We start from the raw sequence: 2,093 nt of genomic DNA, 5'->3' as shown, positions 1-2,093 counted from the left end.
TGTCATTTCTGCAAGAGTCTGCACTGTGGTAATTCCACCTTCTTCCATCCGGGCCATCAGAGGATAGCTGTCTGCACCAAGGTCACCGAAATCAACTGCTGTGTCCCCGATTCCGTCACCATTGCCATCTGCTCCGGTGTAGTCAGAGTAGTAGTTACCAAGAGGACCGTTCAAGGTTACGCCGTTGATTGTGTAGTCCATTGCAGAGGACTGCCAGGTAGAGGGTGTTGTAGAGCCCACCGACGATTGCCACGTAGCTACTGTGTCGACATCAATGAATTCATTGAGATAGATAGTAGCAACACTGTCACCGGTGAATCTTATTGCATTAGTGCATGAATCAAATGTATTGTTATATATGAGAATGTCAGCAGCTGTATCAGCTGAGTCCACAGTTGCAGCAGGGTTGCCTCCGATAAAGGTATTGCCTGTCACCTCAGTATTACCGCCTATCGCAAAACTTCCAAGTCCACTACTAGAGTCAACGATATTGTTTTGGAAGGTTAATGTTCCCTCCCCTGCGTGCCCTCTTGAAAAACCAGTGATATTGATATAATTACTTTCAACTAACATAGTCTTTCCAGAAGGTACGTTCACGATATCGATTCCCGCCTCCAGATTATTATTTCTAACTATACCGTAGCATTCGCTCATACCGAGCATATTAAACATATTACAATTCTCAACAATGATGTATCCCGCTGGTGTTGGTACATTTCCATAAAATATGCTATTTATTAGGGTTGCATTTGCGAATGTGCCAGGCCACAGACCCTCAGAGTTAATATTTTCAAGATATATATCGTGTCCGCGACCAAAGAACTTACCATCTAAAGTGACTGTATCAGGTGAATCACCTATGATTGAAAGTGACTTCGTTAATAATGTAATGCCTGTACCGCAATCATAGGTTCCTGCATGCAGGTAAATGATGTCTCCGGCTGTTGCATTAGCAAAAGCGGCTACAAAGCTGTCACCGTCATAAAGGTGAATTCCGGGTGCTAAGCCGCCTGTTACGGTGATGTCTGTCTGTCCGGATACTGTAGAACTTATATCAACAGGGGGAATTTCGTTGGTGGTGCCTTCTATCAGCCCGGAAACCGAAATACTTGTACTGGTGGCACTTGATGTGAGGTCATAGACAATTGTTGTCGTGTAACCGGATGAGAATGTATCACTAGACGGTCCCAGCCATTGGCCATCAATAGACTCCGACGGAGTCCAGCCACCATCATTTACCGAAGTGACGGACCATCCGTCAGGAATGGTCTCAGCCAATGAGACTGAACCTAAAACTGTGTCTCCACCCACTGTAATGTCCACAGTGACCCTGACGGTGTCTCCTGCACTAATCTCTGTTGTGTCAAATGATCTGGATGCAGAGATCTCGCCTGCAGCAAGTGCCGTAGATGCCATTAAGGCAACTGAAAGCAGGGATACCAGCATCAGCAAACCAGCTATTCTTAATGTTTTCATTATTTGTACTCCACTTAGTTTTTTTTATATCAATTAAATTGGGAAGGCAGGGATAACCCTGATCTCCACATGTTATTTCATATGGGCGCGCTGAACTTCCAGTAAATTCTCATATATGTATTCTGAAAGTGAGAGCGCATGCCCTGTACCCGGACCAGGTGCGCTGAATTTCCAGTAGATTATGGCGTTTCTGATCTCAGAAAGCGTGATGACCTGTCCGTTGAAGTTATTAAGTGGGTTGAATAGTGGAGTATATAAGCACACAATTACAGATAACGAATGTTATTTATTTGAATAATATTAGTGAGCTGACAAATAAAAAAGCACTTATGACCTGAATTATTTAAATACAGAAACCTAAATCTCTTTTACTCAAAAAGTTGATTGGATTCCAGCAGAAAAAAAGAAGAATAAACACCCGTTATCGGGCATTTATTCAGAATGTTTTACTAACTTGTTTATGCGTCTGCACCCTCAGGACACTCGGTGTTCTGGACCCAGTAGTGCACCAGAAGCTGGAGCCTGTTAGTTGTTACAGGTTCACCGGTTGTCGGAGTATTCAGATCATTGAGCCAGCAGTTGATGGCTGCCTGTAGTTCACTGGTTGTGATGTAAGC

At 43.8% G+C, this 2,093-nt stretch carries 2 protein-coding genes; both read right to left on the bottom strand.

Translation table 11 applies throughout. The features are described from left to right. A partial coding sequence (locus tag BB781_RS14780) for a NosD domain-containing protein (protein ID WP_207205308.1) occupies positions 1-1,476 on the bottom strand: 1,476 nt, incomplete at its 3' end. A gap of 72 nt (positions 1,477-1,548) precedes the next feature. After that, positions 1,549-1,740 carry a hypothetical protein gene (locus BB781_RS15470; RefSeq protein ID WP_129582740.1) on the bottom strand — a complete coding sequence of 64 codons (192 nt, stop codon included), beginning with the start codon at positions 1,738-1,740 and terminating at the stop codon, positions 1,549-1,551. Positions 1,741-2,093: the final 353 nt, after the last annotated feature.

This window comes from Methanolobus psychrotolerans, assembly GCF_002243045.1.
In the GTDB taxonomy this organism is placed as follows: domain Archaea; phylum Halobacteriota; class Methanosarcinia; order Methanosarcinales; family Methanosarcinaceae; genus Methanolobus; species Methanolobus psychrotolerans.
Note: the sequence above shows the minus strand (reverse complement) of the source record. Positions and strands in the feature narration are given on the sequence as shown.